The following is a 19,212-nucleotide window of genomic DNA, read 5'->3' on the forward strand; positions in this document are numbered from 1 at the left end:
CAGCCTACGCCTTGTGCCTCTGGTCGGCGAGGGGGTGAGCTTGACTTGCACAAATCTTAAAATTGAATACGAACGCTTCGCATTATTTTCACAATTCGCTATATTGCTTGCCGCTGCCGAAGCTGCACACCTGCCCCACGGGCAACACGCAGCTCCCTCGGCAGGTGGCGCGAGACGGGCCGCCAGAAGCCCGGTCCGCACTGTCCCATCGGCTCGTCTCGACAAGCCGGTCAACATCAGCCAAGCGATCATTCCATGCCTTCCCAGATTCCGACCCAGATCCACACACGCCCGCGGCCCGTTACTACTGCGCCAGTCACCGGCGTTACGTCATATGGCGGCTCTCCCTTGTCAGCGTCACTTTCCCTCGGTGCAGGCCTTTTGCTGCTGGCCGCTGCTCCGTCGCTTAGCTGGGCGCAGGCGGTTGGCGCCGATCAGCCAGGCACCGACGCCAGGGCGGCCACCGACGAGGCAGCTGTCCAATCCCAGGAGACCATGGTGGTGGTCGGCTCGCGCACGCCGAAGTCGATCAGCGAGATTCCCGGTGCGGTGTGGGTGGTGGACCAGCAGCAGCTGGAGACTCAGATCGCGACGGGAGCCGACCTCAAGACCGCGCTGGGTCGGTTGGTACCGGGGCTGGATCTGGCCCCCCAGGGACGCACCAACTATGGCCAGAACATGCGTGGCCGCAGCGTGCAGGTGCTGATCGACGGCGTCTCGTTGAACAGCTCCCGGGGCCTGTCGCGCCAGTTCGACGCCATCGACCCGTTCAACATCGAGCGCGTCGAGGTGCTGTCCGGCGCAAGCAGTCTTTATGGCGGTGGCGCCACCGGCGGCATCATCAATATCGTGACGAAGAAAGGTGACGGCCCAGGTCGCCACTTTTCCACCGCGACGAGCGTCACCAGCGGCTTCAATGACAGTGACGACGCCGACTTCCGCCTGGCCCAGTCGATCAGTGGCGGCAACGAGCGTGTTCAGGGACGTCTGGCGGTGGCCTATCAGGACAATGGACGCTTCTATGACGGGCGCGGCGACGAGATATTCCCGGACATCGCCCAGACCGACCTGCAGGACAATCGCTCCATCGACATCATGGGCAGCGTCGATCTGGCGCTGAGCGCCGAGCAGACGTTGACGCTTGGCGCTCAGCTATACCGCTCGGCCTATGAAGGGGACCGTGGGCTCTATTTCCCCAACCTGGCGCTAGGCAATCTGGAAGGCGCCGAGATCCGCGACGGCTATTCGTCGGATCGCGATCCCGAGACGGATCGTCGCATGGTCAACCTGCAGTACCACCACGCCGACCTGCTGGGTCAGGACTTCTACCTGCAGGCGTTCTATCGCGAAGAAGAGGCAAGCTTCAATGCCTTCCCCTACGCCACCACTCAGGGCGTCGAATTCCGCGCCTCCAAACAGGACACCGATCTGGGCGGTATCAAGGCGCTGTTCGATGCCGAGCTGGGTGAGCACGTCTCGCTGACCTATGGCCTCGACATGGACCGTGAGTCCTTCGACGCCGACCAGATGTACTTCGACATCGCCACCTCGAATGCCAGTGGCGGTCTCACCCAGGAAGAGCGCGAGATCGGCCCACGCTATCCAAGCTACGAGGTCGACGGCTACGCCGGCTTCGCCCAGGGCGACTGGCGGGTCACCGACGGCCTGACCCTGTCCGCCGGGGTGCGCCAGCAGCATATGGACGTCGAGGTCGATGACTTCAACGGCGTACCGGGTGGCGAGAATGACTATGATGCCACCCTGGTCAACGCAAGCGCCCTCTACGATTACGGCAACGGCCACCAGAACTGGATCCAGTTCAGCCAGGGCTTTGAGCTGCCGGACCCGGCCAAGTACTACGGCAAGAGCGCCGATATCAGCGTCGACGACAACCCGCTGGACGCCATCAAGACAGACCAGGTGGAACTCGGCTGGCGCTTCAATGACTCCGACTGGAGCACCCAGGCAGCGATCTACTACGCCTGGTCCGACAAGGCGGTGGAAAATGCCGAAGACCTGTCGGTCAGCGTGGTCGAGGAAAACAAGCGCGACTACGGCCTGGAGGCGGCGGTGACCCGCTTCCTGGACAGCGGCTTCGAGGTCGGCGGCACCCTGCACCTGGTGCGCTCGGAGCAGGAAGACGAGAACGGCAGCTGGGAAAAGCGTGACGCCCGCTATGCGTCGCTGTCCTCCGCCACCGCCTTCGTCGGTTGGCAGGACATGGCGGCAGGACGCAGCGCCCGGCTGCAGGCCAACCATGCCCATAACCTGGAAGATGACGATGACCGTCAGATCGACGGCTACACCACGGTGGACATGGCGCTGGCCCAGGATATCGATATCGGCCGTCTGACGCTGGGTATCGACAACCTGCTCGACGAGGAATATTCCACCGTCTGGGGACAGCGAGCGGCAATGTTCTACTCGCCCTACTACGGTCCGGAGTACCTGTACGACTATCAGGGTCGGGGACGGACCTTCACCCTTGGCTGGACCATGGACTTCTAATATTCATCCAGGGAATTCCCATCCCCACCAAGCGCCGGGCCATTTCAGGTCCGGCGCTTATGGTTTCAGGCTGGTGGCATCGCTCACCTGGCGCGACGACTTCGGGTAGTATTCCTCTCTCCTCTCATTTGATAATGAATTGCATTTGCTTTTGCGTCATGGCATGCTCTTGGCCCTCCGCATTTCCGCTTTCCAGGACTGTGAGACGGTTCATGTTCCAGGCCCGGCCCACCAACACACTCGCCAAGGCCCCTGCGTCGCGGGGTGCTGAGCCGTCTTCCGATGCCTCGTCGAAGACCCGCGCCGGGGGAGCCTGGGTGCTGGTCAGCGTGTTGTTGGGCACCTTTACCGTCAGCCTCAATAACAGTGCGCTGAATCTGGCGGTGGCGGAGCTGATGGCGACCTTCGATGCCAGCGCCAGCCAAGTGAACTGGGTCATCACCCTGTTCATGATCAGCATGGCCATGACCATGCCGCTGACCGGCTATCTGGCCGATCGCTTCGGCCGGCGGGTGATCTATCTGCTGGGGCTGGTCGGTTTTATCGCCGGCTCTGGTCTCGGCGCCGTGGCCGACAGTCTAGACAGCATCATCATCGCCCGGGGCGTCCAGGGCATGGCGGCGGGGCTGATGATGCCGCTGTCGCTGGCGCTGATCTTCGCCGCCTACCCGCCCGAGCAGCGTGGCCGCGTCAGCGGCATCTGGGGGTTTGCGGTGATGATTGCGCCGGCCATCGGCCCAAGCGTCGGCGGCCTGCTGCTGGAGGTCAGCCACTGGCGGGCGCTGTTCGTCATGAATCTGCCCTTTGCGCTGCTGGGGCTGGTAGTCGGCTGGCGCTGCCTCCATCGGGAGGCACCCAATCGCGCCAGGCGCTTCGACCTGCCGGGCTTTTTGCTGATTACCCTCGGTATGGGCGCGGTGCTGTTTTCGCTAAGCCGAATCGACAGTCTGGCCGAACTGCTCACACCCTCGGCGCTCGTCCCCCTGGGGCTCGGACTTGCCGCCCTGGCAGGGTTCGTGGTGGTCGAACGGGGTATGGAGTTCAAGGCAGGGCGTATGCAGGAACGGAATGCCGACCCAACAGCAGCCCAGGGCGCCCCGGCGCCTTTACTGTCGCTGTCCCTGTTTGGACACCGCGCCTTTCGCCTGAGCGTCGTCCTGGCCTGCCTGCAGTCCATCATCCTGTTCGGCTGCGTGCTGCTGGTGCCGCTGTGGATGCACCAGGTGCTCGGGGCGAGTCCGCTGACCACCGGGCTGGTGTTTCTGGCCACGGCCCTGATGGCGTCGCTGTCCTCGCCCATCGCCGGGCGGATGATCGACCGCCACCCGCCCCAGTGGTGCCTGCTCGCCGGCCTTGTGCTGACCGCTGCCGGTCTTGCGGGGCTCGCGCTGATGTCGTCGGCGATGCCAGCCTGGGTAGTGGGGCTGTGGATGGGGACGCGTGGCATTGGCCTGGCTTGCGGCTATCTGCCCTCCACCACCGTGGGCATGCGCGCCCTGCCCGACCGGGACATGGCCCAGGCCTCGGCCATGAACAATATGGCGAGGCGCTTGATCGCCTCGCTGGGTCTGGTGGCGCTATCGCTTTACTACGACACCCGCGTAAGTGGCGTCACCGCCGCTGGCGTGAGTGCTGCCGAGGCCAGCGCCCAGGCCCTGCACGAGACCTTTATCGCCCTGGCCGCCATTGCCCTGCTGTGCCTGCCGCTGGCCTGGGCGCTGGGGCGAGAAATCGGCCACTCGTCGGGCGCCAGACACGCCAATACAGGTGAAGGATCATCCCCATGACGTTCACGCCATCGCTGCGACCGCCGTCGCAACCCTCACCAGGCTCGCGCTCACCATTTTCATCGCACATGCCACCCAAGCCGCCGCACCGCTCCCGGCCCCAGCCTCGGCAGGCACCCTCAGTGCTGCGCAGTCTGCTGCTGGTGCTCGGGCTGTTCGCCGGCGTGCTGGCCTTTGTGGCACTCGCCCTGCTCGCCGGGATGCTGTTGTTTGCAGGCGCTGCCGAGGCCAACATCAGGGGTGATGAAAGGGCTGGTGTAAGCTCTGGTGTAAGCGCTGATGCAAGGTCTGACTCGGCGGCCGCTGCGCCGGTAGTCTCCTCGGCTTCGACACCACGCCTGGTCACGCTGTATCAGGGGGCCACGGACAGCGCCGTGGCGCTGGGGGTAACGCCCATCGGGGTAGTCGATGCCTGGATGGAGAAGCCCACCTATCGCTACCTGCGCGAGGCGCTCGATGGCGTCGAGCACGTGGGCCTGGAGACCCAGCCCAACCTGGAAAAAGTGGCCTGGCTCGATCCCGAAGTGATCGTCGCCACCCGCTTTCGACACGAACGGGTGCGCCCGCTGCTCGAGCAGATCGCGCCGACGGTGTTCTCGTCCACGGTGTCTGACTTCAAGGCCTCGCTCACGCTGGTGGCGGCGGCGACCGGGCGCGAGGACAGGGCCGAACAACTGCTGGCCTGCTGGGACGACCGGGTAGCGGATCTGCGTGCGAAAATCGCCACGACACTGGGTGACGCCTGGCCGCAGAAGGCCGCGGTGGTGCGCTTCAAGAGCGACCACGTGCGTCTGTATTCCTCCGGCTTCGCCGGCAGCATCCTGGAGGAGCTGGGCTTCCGCCAGCCTGACGCCGCCGCAGACCAAGGCTGGGGCATGAAGTTGACCAGCGAGGAGAACATCCCCGCGCTGGACGCCGACGTCATCTTCGTGCTGCTGGAAGACGACCCGGCGATCCATGACACCTACCGCCACTGGACCGCCCACCCGCTATGGCAGCGGCTGACCGCGACCCGCGCCGACCGAGTGTACGAGGTGGACACGGTCAACTGGATCATGGGCGGCGGTATCCTCGCCGCAAACGCCATGCTCGATGACCTCTATCGCCACTACGGCCTGGCGCCTCAGGCGCTCTCCCCTTCCTGCGCGCTGGGTGACGCGCTGGGTGGGGAGCCTTCATCTGTGAAAGAGCCTTCAGCTATTAAAGAGCCGTCGCCAACAACAGACGAGGGTGCTGCCTGATGCTGGAACGCACCTCCACCCGGGCCGCCGGACTTATCTTCGGTACCCTGCTGCTGCTGGCGGCGTTCGGCGCCAGCGTGGTCCTCGGCACCACCGAGATCGCGCCGCTGACCGCCCTTGAGTCCATCACCGACTACGACGGCGGCAGGGTCAGCCATATCATCATCCTCAGCGAACGCCTGCCCCGAGCGGTGATCGCCACCCTGACCGGTGCAAGCCTAGCGGTGGCCGGTGCGCTGATGCAGACCATGACGCGCAACCCGCTGGCCTCGCCAAGCATCCTCGGCATCAACGCCGGCGCCATGTTCTTTGTGGTGGTGGCGGTATCGCTGCTGCCGCTGCACACCCCCGGTCAGTACGTGTGGGCGGCCTTGCTCGGCGCGCTGGTCGCCGCACTCGCCGTGGTGGCGCTCAGCCGTGGCCGGCGCGGCGAGCTGTCACCGCTTCGGGTCGTGCTTGCCGGGGTGGCGGTGACGGCGATGTTCGTGTCCTTCAGTCAGGGCCTGTTGATCATCGACCAGCAGAGCTTCGAGAGCGTGCTGTACTGGCTGGCGGGCTCGGTCTCCGGGCGCGAGCTAGAACTGGTGGTGCCGCTGTTGCCGCTGTTTGCCTTGGCCCTTGCGATCACCGCGGCCCTCGCCCGTCAGGCCAACGCCCTGCTGCTGGGTGATGACATGGTCACCGGCCTTGGCATGCGCGCCGGCACCCTTAAGCTTGCCCTGGGTCTGTGCGTGATCCTGCTGGCCGGCAGCTCGGTGGCGCTTGCCGGGATGATCGGCTTCGTCGGCTTGATCGTGCCACACATGGCCCGCGGCCTGGTCGGCATCGACCATCGCTGGCTGCTGCCGGCCTGTGCGCTGCTCGGGGCCACGCTGCTGCTGGTCGCCGATATCGCCTCGCGCTTTCTGATGGCGCCCCAGGAGATCCCGGTCGGCGTCATGACCGCGCTGATCGGCACGCCCTTCTTTATCTATCTGGCCCGCAAGAAGCAGGTATCCGCATGAACAGCTTGTCTGGCGCCAACGCCGAATCCGCCACACAGGACCAGACACCGGGTCATGCACAAGGCCATACGCAAGGCCATACACAAGATCGGGCCAACCGGCGCTATCGCCGCCTGGTAGCGCTGCTGGCGCTTGCGCTGGTGGCAAGCGCAGGCCTGTCGCTGTCGCTGGGCAGCTTCCCCACCCCACCCATCGAGGTGCTTAAAGCCCTGGCCGCGCCCCAGGCCAGCGACATCGGCTTCATCGTCTGGGAGTTGAGGCTGCCGCGCATTCTGCTGGCGGTGCTGGTGGGCGCGGCGCTGGCGGTGGCCGGCGCGGTGCTCCAGGGCATCGTCAGAAATCCCCTGGCCTCGCCGGATGTGATCGGTATCACCAGTGGCGCGGCGCTGGCGGCGGTGGTGTTTCTGGCCGGCTTTGCCAGTCAGCTGAGCATCCACCTGCTGCCGCTGGCGGCGCTGGGCGGCGCTGTACTGGCCACCGTGCTGGTGGTGGCGCTGGCCTGGCGAAAGGGGCTCAACCCCAGCCGGGTGGTGCTGGTGGGTATCGGGCTATCCGCCGCCATGGGGGCGGCGACGACCCTGCTGATCGTGATCAGCGACGACGCCTCGGCGCTGCACGCCTACGTATGGCTCACCGGCAGCCTGTATGCGGCCCAGTGGCGCCATGTGCTGTCGCTGCTGCCCTGGCTGCTGGTGGCGATTCCGCTGTGCCTGAGCCTGGCTCGGCATATGGACGCCCTGGCTCTAGGCGACGCCGTGGCCGTCGGGCTCGGTGTCGATGTACTGAGAAGCCGGCTGATCCTGCTGGCCCTCAGCGTGGCGCTGGCCGGCGCGGCGGTGGCGTTTGCCGGGGGCCTCAGCTTCGTCGGACTGGTGGCGCCCCATCTGGCGGCCCGCCTGGTCGGGCGCAGTCTTGCACGGCTGGTGCCGGTGGCGGCGCTGTGTGGCGCGCTGATCGTGCTCTACGCCGACTTGATCGGCCGAGTGGCCTTTCTGCCAAAGGACCTGCCCGCCGGGGTCTTCGTCTCCGCGGTGGGTGCGCCCTTCTTCGTCTATCTGCTCTATCGCACCCGGCAGTGATGGCGTCGGCTGCTCGTCGTGATCTGGTCAGCACTCCCTCAGCAACACATCCGACAGGAGGTCCAATGTTCCACATTGCCCCGCGCCGGGACAGCTTCAGCCAGGCGCAGATCGATCGCTTCGCCGGGCTTGCCACCTCGACCCTGGGCCACTTCAGTGACTTTGGCGCCATCGCCTCGCTGGAGCCGCTGCACCGCCCGGTACGCCTGGTCGGCACCGCCCTGACGGTCAGAATTCCCCATGTCGACGGCGCCATCATCCGCGAGGCGCTGACGCTCGCACGCCCCGGTGACGTGCTGGTGATCGACGTGTCCGGTGATCATCGTCGCGCCTGCTGGGGCGAATTTCGCGCCTACGCGGCGCTGACCAAGGGACTGGCCGGCGTCGTCACCAATGGCGCTGTCACCGACCGAGAAACACTGTCTCGGCTGACCCTGCCGATGTTTGCTGCAGGTACCAGTCCGCTGACTACTCGCTCGCTGTCGCTGGAGGGTGAGATCAACACTCCGGTATCCATCGACGGGGTCTCCATCGCGCCCGGCGATCTGGTGCTCGGTGACGACGACGGTCTGTTCGTGGTGCCCCCGCACCGGGCCGACGAGCTGGCCGAAAAAGCCCTGGCCAAGCAGCAGGACGAAACTCGTCGGCGCGAGGCGATGCTCGCTGAGCATCCCGAATGGCTTCGCTGAATATCCCGTCTCTTGCGCACGAAAAAACGGCGGCATCGGTGTTCACCGATGCCGCCGCGTATTTTCCTGACGATGAGATCAGGCTTGCTGCAGTGTCCCTAGGCGGTCGGCTTCGCCAGCGGTACCGACACCCTGTTCAACACCAGCAGTTGCCTCGGCGTTCTGATGCGTCAGCTCCCCCTGGCAGGCCCTCAGCGGATTGACGGTCTCGCTGACGCCAAAAGGCATGCTGCCGGGGCCGCCCGCACGCTCGATGATCGGGGCGATCAGGCGCTTGTAGGGCCAGCGCTCGCGCTCGAACAGCGCGGACTTCAAGACATTGCGCTCGGCGGCATCGAAGGGCACGGCGTCGAGCTGGGCCTCGAGCTGAACCGTCAGATCCCGCCATAGGGCGCGCTGGCAAAGGCCATAGTGTCCCGCCAGAGTGTCGATGATCGCACGCAGGTTGACCTGGATCGCCAGGGTCTGCAGCCAGAACAACAACGCCTCCTGACTGTCGTGGTAGAGGGTGTTGGCGTGACCCGGCTTGATCCGGTAGCAGGGATCCTGCATGCCGTGGCGCTCGAGCTGGCCGACGTTGATACGCAGCGAGTCATGGTCACGCAGCAACAGGCCCTCGACCCTACCCTGGCGCACCACCAGCACGGCGTTCTGGCCGTGCACCTCCGCCAGCATACCGAGCCTCAGCATGCGCAGGTTGATCTCGAAAAAGCGCGCACACAGCTCACCAAATAGCGTTCGTGCGTTCGCGGCTCCGGCTTCCATGCCACGTAGCGCCATCCAGTCATCGAAGACGTGATGGGCGCTGGTGCGAGCTGGACCGGACGCCCCGACCATCGGAAGTGGCGTGCCCAGGGTCGCCATGGGTACCAGCTGGGTGCCGGCCTGCTCGAGCAGCGCCTGAGGATAGCTGCGCACCATGGCGCTCAGATGGCGCGGGGCCTCATCGAACAGACTGGCGTCCTCGGGCAGGTAGGCCCACCACTTGCCCTCGTCGCACAGGTGCAGGGCGCTTGCCAGCAGCGGGTCGCGCTGCTTGGCTTCAGCCAGCAATCGGGCGCTCAAGTCGCCATTGATCATCTTCACCGCCGGCAGGTAGCGCGAGGCCCCCAGCGAGTGGATGGCCATGGGCAGCTTGAGGCTATACGCTGCGCCGTCTGACGAGGGCGCAGCCGGCAGCAGCGAGCGCAGCGATGAGGTCGGCCACCAGCGCCCGGCGCGAGCCTCCAGGGTGATGCAGTGACCAGCGGCGAAGTCCTCGGCAAGCCACTTCGGCAGGGCATGATCGTGCTGCCAGGGGTGCACCGGCAGTGCCAGGTGGCTGTCGGCGATGCCCTTGGCACGCATCTCATCGTCCAGTGCCTGACGCTCCTCGGCCGCGAGCAGCCAGTCTGCGGGTTGTTCCAAATGGACGCTCGCTCTATCGCCGCCCGACCTCGCGCCGGCTGTCGCTCTATCGGCGCCCGAAGCCGCGCCGGCTTCAAGACCCCCCACCCCTGCGCCATGGGTCAGCCGGTGACGCGCTACCGCCACCCAGTAAAGCTCGACGGGGTTGGCAAACTCGGCCATATAGGCACGGTACTCAGCAGCGCTTAAACCCTGTTTGGCCTTGGCGGTGGGATGGTAGGGCCGGTCGAGCAGCGACGCCCACTGCTCCAGAATGGTGAAGTGCTCAAGGGTACCCAGGGAGGCGAGATGGCGGGTATCCACGCCGTGCGCCATGGAGGCCGTGGCTTGCCACAGGCTGTCCTCCAGGGCGTCGAGAAAGACGCGCTGGCCAGGCGTCAGGGCCTGTTCATCGCCGCCGAACACCCGACGCATCACTGCCACGGGGTCCAGGGGTGCCGGCGCTCCCCCATCGAGCGCCAGCACCGGCGTGCCAGGCACCTTCTGCCAGTCCTGGGCGATGCCGGGCTCCAGCAGCATCACCAGGCTGGTCTTTTGGCTAGCGCCCTGGGCCCGCTCTTGGCGCCACAATCGCGCCCCGGGGTGGGCCACCAGAGTGTCATCACCAAACAGCTCAGCGGCAAACGAACGGGCATCGCCGTCATCACCGGCCAGCGAGTCGATCTCGAGGATCCCCTCGACCAGCAGGCCATCGACCAGCGATTGAAGGATCTGCTCGCTGGCCAGGCGCCTCGCCTGGGGTGAAGGAACGGGTGAAGAAACGGAATCAAACGAGGCCATATTGGGCTCTCCTTGCAACTGCAACAATCGGGGGCACCGACGAAGGCGCGACAGCAGGGTTCGGGGTTCGGGCAACAGGGGTTCGGGACCCAGGGGCACCGGAAGCAAGCGGCAGCCACCTCATGCGCGTGCCTCCTTCAAGGCGCTCGTCAGGGCGCGAAAGGCGATGCCCCGCTCGTCGCCGAGCAGGAAGGTACGCACACCGCGCTCGCGCCACTCGGCCTTGGCGTCCGCATGGCGCAGGAAGGCGGCGTAGGGAAGGCCGTGGTCCGCCGCCCGCTGCTGCACTCGGCAAAGCGCTTTTAGCACCTCGGGGTGGGCGGTCTGCCAGCTCACGCCCAGGGACTGGGACAGATCGGCGGCACCTTCCAGCACCAGGTCGAGACCATCGACGGCGCACAGCTCGTCGATGCGCTCGACGCCGGCCCGGCTCTCGATCATGGCAACAACCAAGATCTCGTCGTTGGCCTTTTGAACGTATTCGGCCAGGGAGTGCTTGCCGAAGGCGCCGGGGCGCCCGGCGTTGAGGCTGCGCGTGCCCTGGGGCGCGTACTTGCAGGCACCCACCGCGGCGGCCAGTCGCTCGGGGTCTTCGACGCTCGGCAACACGATGCCCTGGGCGCCGCCGTCGAGCAGGCGCAGCAGGGTCTTGGGGTTGTCGTCGGCGACCCGCACCAACGGCGTCAGTCCGTAGCTCTCGGCGGTGCGGATCATGTGCTCGACGGTTTCCGGGTTGATCAGCACGTGCTCGGTGTCGATCACCACGAAGTCGAAGCCGGCTTCGGCGATCAGCTCGATCGACGCCGCCGTGGGCAACGACGCCAGCACTCCGTAGATCTCGCGCTGCTCGATTAGCGCACGTTTCAGGCGATTGGTTCTCAGCATGGGGTACGCTCCTGTATCGCTGCAGCCTTCCCCGTGGTCACAGACGCAGGGCGCTGCACCGGTGCATGCAAGGCCAGGGGATTGGGCACCCGCTTGATCTGAGGCATCTCGTCGCCGAACAGCCGCCGGCGGGTCAGTGCTTCCACTTCCCACTCGGGGACGAAGACGTCGAACTGGCGATAGCGCTCGGCGTGCTCTGGATGGGCGTCCTGGTAGGCGGTGATGACGTCGGCGACCATGGCCCAGAAGGAGCCCTCGGTGAGTCCGAAGTGACGCTCGAGGAAGATCGCCATCTCGGCCAGGGCGATAAAGAAGAAGGCGTCGCAGGAGTAGTCGCGCACCGCCGCCAGGTCATCGGTGACGATAAAGGAATTTCGGTTGCGCGCGGCGTGGGCCGCCGGTAACGGCTCCAGGCTGGGGGCCAGCTCGGGACGGGCCAGCGCCGAGGGACAGAAGCGCACCCCGTCGTGGAAGTCCTTGAGCGCGACTCGCACTGGCCAGCCGTCTCGGTGGATCACCACGATATTCTGGCCGTGGGACTCAAGCCCCACCCCTTCGGCGAACAGCAGGTGGATGATCGGCAGTGTCGCCACCCTCACCAGCTGGCGGGTCCAGGCGTCGCGCCCGTGACGGGCGATCCAGTCGGCAATAAAGGGCTCTGCGGGCGCCCCGTCCGGGTCGCGCAGACACTGGCTCAAGCCGTTGAAGGGAACCGCCTGCTCGCCAGGGGCGAGAAAGCCGTCGATGTGCTCACGCCACAGCGCGCCGGCCTGGCCGTACACCTCGTCATGGCGCAGGCCGCCAAAGGCGCGTTCGTCCAGGGCAACACCGGCCACCTCGCCGAGGATCACAACGTTGGCCGCCCCGGCGCCGGCGTCGCTCTCCAGAAGCTGCTTGAGCCAGGCGGTGATGATAGGCCCGTTGGTGATGGTATGGCGCGCCAGGATACGAGTGCTGGAGGTGTTGGTGATCCCCAGCGCCAGCTTGAGATAGGGCGTCGGGGACGCGCGCCGATCGTGATCCAGCGGCGCCAGGGTACGAATCGACTGCTGCGGCCGATAGCGGGTCTCGCCCTCGCCGAGCAGGAGGATCTCGCCACTGGCAAGCTCCGGGTAGAGCGCGCCGACCAGCACGTTTTCCCACTGCCAGGGGTGCACCGGCAGCAGCACCGCCTGCTCGCGCGCAAGGCCTCGCTCGCCTAGCCATTTCACCAGGCGCTGCCTGGCCGGCGATCCCTCTTCACCCAGCTCGGCATCGGCCATGGCCGCAAACGTCGCCAGGGCGCCGAGACCAGGAACAGCCCCCTGATGCGCCAGCCGCGCCGGCAGCGCCAGCCACAGCACCCGCAGCGGCTGGCCGAACTCGGGACCGAAGCGACGGTTGTCGCCAAGCGTGAAACCAAGCCGAGACTTGTAGCAGGGATGGTAGCTGTGGGCGTCGGTGAAGTACTGCTCCAGGGCGTCGGCGTCGAGCGTGTGAGGCGCGCTCTGGCCGTCGACGGGCGCTGCTGTCGAAGACTGCAGGTCCTTGATCAGGGTCTGCTTGAGCTCGTTGATGAACCCCGGCTGCAGCCGCCCTTGAAGGTCTCCCTCGGCCCTGGCGCTCAGTGTGGACGCCAGGTCGTCCAGAAACTCCGAGAGCGACGGCGACTGGGTCCGGCCATCGTGTCCGGCCAGAGCCGGCGCCTTTGTCGACGCCCGAGCCGACGCCTGTGTCGACGCAACAGCCAGACTCTGATGATCGAGGCGAATCAGTGAGAAGCTGTGGCACAGCCAGCCTCGCACCCGATAGTCGCGCTCTCCAAGCGAGACGACGAAGGTGGTTTCACGCCCCTGCCCTTCACCCTCAGTCGGGGCCAGGTGCTCGCAGCGATACTCGAGCACGTCTTCGTACAGCAGGGTCTGCAGCAATTGGCCGATGACCCGCCGCTCGATGCGCGACCGATGACGCCAGTCGTCGGAACGGGCAAAGGGAACGGCAGCGGGGACAGCACTGGGAGCAACAAAGGAGGCAACTCGAGGTGCGGCGACGTCTGCGACGGCGTCAGCGGACCCCGTCGCGGGCTCGGCAACGTAGGAAGGTGATGACATGAACAACCTCAGCGTGCGGTATCGGGTGACGCCCTGTCGGCGCCAATGAAGATCTGCGGCGGCCTTGGGTGGCACAGAAAGTCGGCGTGGGAGATGTTGTAGCCGTAGGCCCCGGCCAGCGGCAGCACCAGCAGGTCTCCCGGGGCGACGTCGCCAAGCAGTCGATCGCGCCCCAGCACGTCCTTGGGCGTACACAGCTGCCCCACCACCGTCCAGGGTCGCTTCTCGCCGGACGACGCTTCGCCGCGCTCCCCGCTCGGCAGGTGGATGACCGGGTGGTCGTGGCCCTGGGCCGCGGGCAGCCGGAACTGGTGGGTACCGCCACGACAGACGACGAAGCCCTGACCATGGCTGTGCTTGGTGTCCAGCACCTCGATGGCGTAGTAGCCACAGAAGGCACTGAGGAAGCGGCCGATCTCGAAGCGCACCCGCGGGGCCTGAGCCATCGCCTTGAGTCGCGCGTCCAGATGGGCGCACAACGCCTGCCAGTCGAATTGCCGCTCGGGTTCGAACGGCGCCATGTAGTCGACGCCGATGCCACCCCCGACATTGAGCTGGGTGACCCTGGCAGGCGAGGCGGCAAGCGCTCGCCATTCGGGCCAGCGCGCCAGGTAGCCGTCCAGCAACGCCTGGTGGCGCGCCACGCTCGTCTGGTGGGACATGGCGTGGATATGAAAGCCGACCAGGGTGAGATGGGCAGCGGCGTCCACCGCCGCCACCGCCTCGCCAAGACTGGCTTCGTCGATGCCGAAGGGGGTGGCGATACCGGCCATGCGCAGACGACTCGACAGCGCCTCGGGCAGGGTCGGATTGATGCGGATCAGCACCGCCTGTTGACGCCCCCTGGCCGCGGCGAGTCGCTCAAGGCGCGCGATCTCGCCAAGGCTCTCCAGGTGAAAGGCCTCAATGCCCTCGTCCATGGCCAACGCCATCTCCGTGTCGAGTTTGCCCGGTCCCGACAGCACCCAGGGCAGCGTGCTCGTCGCCTCGCGCATGCGACCGATCTCGCCACCGGAGGACAGCTCGAAGCCGTCCACGATGGGGGCCAAGGTCCCGAGGACCGGCGCCTCGCTATTGGCCTTGATGGCGTAGAAAAGCTCTACACCGTCGGGCAGCGCGGACTTGATCGAACGCGCCCGGGCGGCCAGCGCCTCCAGGTCATAGAAGAAGGCGGCGATGGGATCTTGCGCTTCGGCCTGGTGGCAACGGATCGCCTCCCGCACCGCTGGCGGCAACCGCTGGGCCTCTTTACGGCCCGAGGCAGCAACGCTAGCCATGGGCCACCTCCAGACGCTCACCTGCGAGCTGATGCCAGGGGTTGGGTAGCCACACATAGTCGGCGTGACGATCGGCGCGGGCCATCAGCCTGAGCTTGAGGTTGGTCTTGCACGGCAAGTCGCCGCCGGCGAGCAGCACATCGAGCTCGGGCGTGGCGACTCCGAGCCGTTGCCTGACCCGCGAAAGCTCCTCCCCGGTGGCCGCCCACAGACGCTCGGCGAGGGCCGGGCGGCGCCAGCTCAACGCCAGGATCGCCTCGGCCAGGTGATTGACCAGCAGGCAGTAGGCGATGCGCTTCCAGCCCTTGTCGCGGCTGTAGGTCATCGACGCGCGCACGCGCTCATCCAGCGTCTCGCCGGCGAGCCAGTCAAGGCCCTGATCCTCGGTCAGCTTGACTCCTTCGAAGTCGCGCAGCAGTACGCGACGGGGCCAGCCCTGGTCATGGATCAGCACACAGTTCTGCAGATGCGGCTCGACCACGATGCCATGACGGAAATACAGCGCCAGCACCGGCTCGACCAGGGCGCCAAGATAGGCCTTGTACCAGTCGACAATCCTGTGTTCGGGCACATCGTCGGCGTGAGCGCCGCTCACAGCAGCGGACGCAGGCGAACTCGCGCGCGCCACCAGCGTTGGCGCCATCGGCTCAAGTTCGGTGTCACGGGCGAATACCGTCGCCGCCAGCAGGCAACGCTCGGCGCCGAAGCGCTGGCAGAAGTTCTCGCGCAGGATGACCCCGGTCTGCTCGCGGAACCAGCGGCGCTGGTCGTCGTCAGCGTCCTGCGGGGCCCAGTGCAGGGTGGCGGGCTCCCGAGCCAGCTCGAGGGTCTCGAGCGCCGGGTCTTCACTGTCGATCAAGCGACTCATGATGCGATCGATGACCAGGGTGCTTTCGAGCTCGTACCAGGCGTTCTTGCGCACGCAGTTGGTAATGCGCACGTTGAGCGAGCCCTTGATGAACCAGGGATGCTCAGGCGCATGCCAGGTACGCATCGAGGCGGTGGGCAGCGCCAGCGGGCCGCTTCTGCCCAGGTCGCGGATGCTGCCGTCGTTGATCCGCGCGGCGACATCCGGCACCTGGCGAAACAGCTCGGCCTGGACCGGGTGCATGGCCAGCACCACCCGCCCGGCCTCGGGCTCCGCGCTCTGGTCGGCGGCCTGGCTGAGCACCTCACCGGGCTCCAGGCCATTGCAGGCGATCCGTAGCCCTTGTGACGGAAACGAGAACTGGTGCAAGCGGGAACGCTGACCAAACTCGGGGGAGCAGTCCCTGCCCTGCCCGTTCAAGCCTTGCGGCCACTGCCTGGCCTTGGGTGTGGGGTGATTGGGATGGCCGAACCACAGCCCCTGTTCGCTGGCGACGTAGTCCTTGAGCGGGTCATGGGGGCGTCGCCGAGCGTCCTCGATGATGGAGGCCATCACGGCCTGGCTCTGCAGCACCTGGTCGCCGAACTCGGGGTTGGGGCTGGCCTCGCGCCAGGGGCCATCTTCCAGCAGGGCCGATACCAGCTCGTCGGTATCGGCCTCCCGCCAGGGCTGATCGAGGCTGCGGCGCAGATACAGCGGCGACACAACCTGATGGCAGCCCATCGCCGAGTGGCGATCGACCAGCACGAACAAGGTTAAAGAAGACGACCAGGCGACCTGCAATGGCAGGCCCTGGAGGCTCGTTGGCAGGCCACGCCTGTTGGCGGGCCAGTGGTGGCTCAACAGGTCGTGGGGGATAGCCACTTCCTTGATGATGCCGTTGAGCAGGGCATGCTGTGAGGCATGCCGAGCGATCTCGCCAGGGGTGCGAGTACATGGGGGGAATTGCATGTGCAACCTCCGCAAGGATTCCTTCCTTGTTTTGCTTCCCCGGACGTCGAATCATCGACGCCTTTCGTCAGGGGAAACCGCGCTTTCCTGGCTAGTCACTTGGCGAAGGGTTGTTGTTATGGCGTAGTTGTTATGAAGTCGTTGATCTGGAAACTGATTCTGCAGATGGCCTGAAAACAGCCTCAGGCGTTGCCTGATGTCATCGAAGCGGCACCACGGTCCGTCCGCGTGGACCGCCGCCGTCCTGGCGGCGGTCCGGGTCAGCCAAATAGCAGCGCTTTCCAGCAGCGGCGCTCTACAGCAGCGGTGCTTTCCAGCAGCAATGCTTACGAATAACGGCCTTTAGAAGTCGACGCTATACCCTACCGTCAGGGTACGACCACGACCGGCGAAGTAACGGTCGTCGTTGACCAGCGCGCTCTGGGAGTAGTAGGTGATGTAGTCCTCGTCGAGCAGATTGGACACGCCCACATTCAGCTTACCGGTAGGCAGTTGGTAGCCCACCGCAGCGTCCACCAACAGATAGCCGTCGAACTCGCGATCGTCCTCGTCATAGGTCTCATCGAACGAGTAGTTGGCCTGGAGGAAGGTGGACACCTTGTCGGTCCAGTTGGCGGACCAGCTACCGATCAGACGATCCGGCGAGACATCCAGGCCGGACAGTTCGGCATCGAGGTCGCCATCGTCGTCGCTGTCATACAGCCCGGTCATGTGGGAGTAGGCCAGGCGACCGGAGTGGCGCTCGGTAAAGGCGTAGTCCACCGAGGCCTCGATACCGGTGATCTGGGTCTCCTGGCGGTTCATGATGAAGACGCCGTCTTCTTCGGTCAGGCGGCTGCCGAAGTCGGAGGTGGACTCGTAGTAGCTCAGCTCTGCCGACAGGCGATCCCCTTCGAAGCGCACGCCGGTCTCGACGTTCTCGGTCACGATGGGACGCAGGTTGTCGATGCTGTCGACGGACTGTCCCGGGGTATCGATGCCGCGCAGCGCACGACCGACATCAGGGATCGAGAAGCCTTCGGAGTAGTTGGCGAACAGGCTGACGCGATCGACCGGCTTCCACACCGCGCCGACGTTGTAGAGCGTCTCGTCGAAGTCAGGATTGCCGCCCTCGACGTCGACGCCATTGTTGGCCCACACCGTCTGATAGTCATCGATATCCAGCTCGGCGTACTCATAACGCACCCCGGCGGACAGCAGCAACGAGTCGATCGGCTGCAGTTCGGCCTGGAAGAACGGCGACAGGTCGGTGTAATCGGTGGGCGGCACGTAGGTGCGGTTGCTCTGATACAGGTACTGCTCGGTCTCGTCGAACAGCGTATCGAAGCCACCGGTCAGCTTGAGCCGGTCATTCCACAGGTCGTCCTTGGTCAGCGAGACCTTGGTGCCGAACTTCTCGGTCTTGGCCGAGCTCTGGTCGTAGTAGGTGCCTACCGGCGCCAGTGACGGATCCTGGAAGCTGCTGGAGTCGGTGGCGCCGAACAACGCCTCGTAGTCCTGATAGTAGGCCTGGGCACTCAGGTGCATGCCGGCCAGGTCATAGTTCTCGTAGCTAAGCCCAGTGGTCCAGACCTCGTTGAAGGGGGCGTCGCCCTCGGGGGTGCCACGCTCGGAGGTGGTCGGAATCCCGGCGTCGCGATCGCCGGTCACGCTGACGTAGTCGTTGTGACCTTCGATGTCGTAGTGATTGAGGGTGAACTGGATGCGCTGGTCATCGTCGATCCAGTAGGCGATCTTGCCGAGCAGGTCATAGCTGCGCGAGTCCATCAGGTCGCCCTGGGTGTTGTCGACACCGACCGGGTCGTCCTTGGCGTCGAGGTACAGCCCCTGGTCCTCGTAGCTCAGACCAAACAGGTAGTCGACGTTGCCCTTGTTGCCGCTGAAGCCGTAGTCGGTCTTGTAGCTCAGGGTGTCCTCGTCCAGCTCGCTGGTCGGGGTGGTCATCTGCACGCCGAAGTGCTGATTGAAGGAACCCGGCTCCGGACGCTTGGTGATGATGTTGATCACCCCGCCGGCTGCGCCGACGCCGTTGGTGGCGTTGGCACCCTGGATCACCTCGATCTGCTCCACCTGGGAGAAATCGATGGTGTGGGCCTCACGACCGGTCGGACGCAGCGGATTCGACTGGGGAATGCCGTCGATCAGAAACAGCGGTGTGCGGCCCCTCAAGGTCTCGCCGCTGCCGGTCATCTTCTGGCGGTTGGGCGAGTAGGACGGCAGCAGGTTGCTCAGGATCTGGGAGGAGTCGGTGGTCACGTCCAGCTGCTGGGCGATCTCCTCCTCGCTGATGATGCGCACGGTCTGCGGCGAATCTTCCTTGGTGGTGTTGGTCCGCGAGGCGGTCACCACCATGGTCGGGGCCTCGTCGGCACGGGCGCCGTTCGAGGAAGAGGTATCGACGGAGGTCTGCGCCGCGACCTGCTGTGCGGCCACCAGGCCAAGCAGTGAAACGGTGGGCCAGAGAGCATGACGTTTCATGTCGTGCATCGTTCCTTTTGCTAAATCGAATGATCGCGCAAACGCTGACTCGAGGTCTGGCGAATCCCTCACGCCAGGACGTTGCTCTCGGACGTCGTCCCTGCCCCGTGCTGCCGCTACCGGCGAGCGGTGGCGATGCGATTCGCCACCTTCCCGAAGGGCCGCACC

The 19,212-nt window shown here is 65.7% G+C and carries 12 protein-coding genes; 6 read left to right on the forward strand and 6 right to left on the reverse strand.

What is annotated here, in order from left to right; genetic code table 11:
* Positions 1-348: 348 nt before the first annotated feature.
* From NFH98_RS14950 to NFH98_RS14975, 6 genes are all read left to right on the forward strand, one after another.
* Positions 349-2,508 (forward strand): TonB-dependent receptor, encoded by a 2,160-nt coding sequence (locus tag NFH98_RS14950; RefSeq protein ID WP_348826943.1) that lies wholly within the window; start codon positions 349-351, stop codon positions 2,506-2,508.
* Positions 2,509-2,720: 212 nt separating this feature from the next.
* Positions 2,721-4,295 carry an MFS transporter gene (locus NFH98_RS14955; protein ID WP_348826944.1) on the forward strand — a complete coding sequence of 525 codons (1,575 nt, stop codon included), beginning with the start codon at positions 2,721-2,723 and terminating at the stop codon, positions 4,293-4,295.
* Between the two features lie 122 nt (positions 4,296-4,417).
* On the forward strand, positions 4,418-5,536 hold the full coding sequence (locus NFH98_RS14960; protein ID WP_348826945.1) for an ABC transporter substrate-binding protein: 1,119 nt from the start codon (positions 4,418-4,420) through the stop codon (positions 5,534-5,536).
* On the forward strand, positions 5,536-6,540 hold the full coding sequence (locus tag NFH98_RS14965) for a FecCD family ABC transporter permease (protein WP_348826946.1): 1,005 nt from the start codon (positions 5,536-5,538) through the stop codon (positions 6,538-6,540). Before NFH98_RS14960 ends, NFH98_RS14965 begins: the two co-directional genes overlap by 1 nt.
* Positions 6,537-7,619 (forward strand): FecCD family ABC transporter permease, encoded by a 1,083-nt coding sequence (locus NFH98_RS14970; RefSeq protein ID WP_348826947.1) that lies wholly within the window; start codon positions 6,537-6,539, stop codon positions 7,617-7,619. The genes NFH98_RS14965 and NFH98_RS14970 overlap by 4 nt, the downstream gene beginning before the upstream one ends.
* A gap of 65 nt (positions 7,620-7,684) precedes the next feature.
* Complete coding sequence (locus NFH98_RS14975) at positions 7,685-8,308, forward strand: RraA family protein (RefSeq protein WP_348826948.1); 624 nt, start codon at positions 7,685-7,687, stop codon at positions 8,306-8,308.
* A gap of 78 nt (positions 8,309-8,386) precedes the next feature.
* Here the strand turns inward: NFH98_RS14975 and NFH98_RS14980 are convergent, their stop codons facing one another.
* The 6 genes from NFH98_RS14980 to NFH98_RS15005 all read right to left on the reverse strand — a co-directional run bounded on the left by NFH98_RS14980 (position 8,387) and on the right by NFH98_RS15005 (position 19,044).
* Positions 8,387-10,495, reverse strand: a complete 2,109-nt coding sequence (locus tag NFH98_RS14980) for an IucA/IucC family protein (protein WP_348826949.1) — start codon at positions 10,493-10,495, stop codon at positions 8,387-8,389.
* 120 nt (positions 10,496-10,615) lie between these two features.
* On the reverse strand, positions 10,616-11,380 hold the full coding sequence (locus NFH98_RS14985) for an HpcH/HpaI aldolase family protein (RefSeq protein ID WP_306168585.1): 765 nt from the start codon (positions 11,378-11,380) through the stop codon (positions 10,616-10,618).
* Positions 11,374-13,470, reverse strand: coding sequence for an IucA/IucC family protein (locus tag NFH98_RS14990; protein WP_348826950.1), 2,097 nt, complete (start codon positions 13,468-13,470; stop codon positions 11,374-11,376). Before NFH98_RS14990 ends, NFH98_RS14985 begins: the two co-directional genes overlap by 7 nt.
* An 8-nt stretch (positions 13,471-13,478) precedes the next feature.
* Complete coding sequence (locus NFH98_RS14995; protein ID WP_348826951.1) at positions 13,479-14,747, reverse strand: type III PLP-dependent enzyme; 1,269 nt, start codon at positions 14,745-14,747, stop codon at positions 13,479-13,481.
* The gene (locus NFH98_RS15000) at positions 14,740-16,566 is read right to left on the reverse strand and encodes an IucA/IucC family protein (RefSeq protein ID WP_349622915.1); all 1,827 of its coding nucleotides are present in this window, start codon (positions 16,564-16,566) and stop codon (positions 14,740-14,742) included. Before NFH98_RS15000 ends, NFH98_RS14995 begins: the two co-directional genes overlap by 8 nt.
* A 342-nt stretch (positions 16,567-16,908) precedes the next feature.
* The gene (locus tag NFH98_RS15005; RefSeq protein WP_348826953.1) at positions 16,909-19,044 is read right to left on the reverse strand and encodes a TonB-dependent receptor; all 2,136 of its coding nucleotides are present in this window, start codon (positions 19,042-19,044) and stop codon (positions 16,909-16,911) included.
* Positions 19,045-19,212 lie beyond the last annotated feature (168 nt).

Origin of the sequence: Halomonas sp. H33-56 (assembly GCF_040147035.1) — a bacterium.
Taxonomy (GTDB): domain Bacteria; phylum Pseudomonadota; class Gammaproteobacteria; order Pseudomonadales; family Halomonadaceae; genus Halomonas; species Halomonas litopenaei.

Excerpts from the sequence above, each read along its gene's own strand:
- NFH98_RS14955 (WP_348826944.1), top strand. The coding sequence starts at position 2,721 with ATGTTCCAGGCCCGGCCCACCAACACACTCGCCAAGGCCCCTGCGTCG.
- NFH98_RS14965 (WP_348826946.1), top strand. The coding sequence starts at position 5,536 with ATGCTGGAACGCACCTCCACCCGGGCCGCCGGACTTATCTTCGGTACC.
- NFH98_RS14970 (WP_348826947.1), top strand. The coding sequence starts at position 6,537 with ATGAACAGCTTGTCTGGCGCCAACGCCGAATCCGCCACACAGGACCAG.
- NFH98_RS14975 (WP_348826948.1), top strand. The coding sequence starts at position 7,685 with ATGTTCCACATTGCCCCGCGCCGGGACAGCTTCAGCCAGGCGCAGATC.
- NFH98_RS14980 (WP_348826949.1), bottom strand. The coding sequence starts at position 10,495 with ATGGCCTCGTTTGATTCCGTTTCTTCACCCGTTCCTTCACCCCAGGCG.
- NFH98_RS14985 (WP_306168585.1), bottom strand. The coding sequence starts at position 11,380 with ATGCTGAGAACCAATCGCCTGAAACGTGCGCTAATCGAGCAGCGCGAG.
- NFH98_RS14990 (WP_348826950.1), bottom strand. The coding sequence starts at position 13,470 with ATGTCATCACCTTCCTACGTTGCCGAGCCCGCGACGGGGTCCGCTGAC.
- NFH98_RS14995 (WP_348826951.1), bottom strand. The coding sequence starts at position 14,747 with ATGGCTAGCGTTGCTGCCTCGGGCCGTAAAGAGGCCCAGCGGTTGCCG.
- NFH98_RS15000 (WP_349622915.1), bottom strand. The coding sequence starts at position 16,566 with ATGCAATTCCCCCCATGTACTCGCACCCCTGGCGAGATCGCTCGGCAT.
- NFH98_RS15005 (WP_348826953.1), bottom strand. The coding sequence starts at position 19,044 with ATGAAACGTCATGCTCTCTGGCCCACCGTTTCACTGCTTGGCCTGGTG.